At 57.6% G+C, this 255-nt stretch carries 1 pseudogene; it reads left to right on the top strand.

Annotation, left to right across the window (positions count from 1 at the left end):
• Nucleotides 1-255, top strand: a pseudogene (locus L6D80_RS29970) (IS3 family transposase); the annotation flags it as partial.

The raw sequence follows: 255 nt of genomic DNA, 5'->3' as shown, positions 1-255 counted from the left end.
GCATCAGTCGACAGGCATACTACAAACGCAACCGAGCCGCTGATGGCAAAGAGCGCCAGGCAGATCGGGTGGTTCAGTTTGTTCAGCAAGTCCGGCTGCGCCAGCCGCGTCTGGGTACCCGCAAGCTACACTATTTGCTGCATTGCCAACCTGACAAGCGATTCCAAGTCGGCCGAGATAGGCTGTTTCAGGTCTTGGGAGAGCGCCGTTTGCTGGTGCTGCCCAAGCGGGCATACCACAAGACAACACAGAGCT

Source organism: Pseudomonas ceruminis, from assembly GCF_021602025.1.
Lineage (GTDB): Bacteria > Pseudomonadota > Gammaproteobacteria > Pseudomonadales > Pseudomonadaceae > Aquipseudomonas > Aquipseudomonas ceruminis.
Note: the sequence above shows the minus strand (reverse complement) of the source record. Positions and strands in the feature narration are given on the sequence as shown.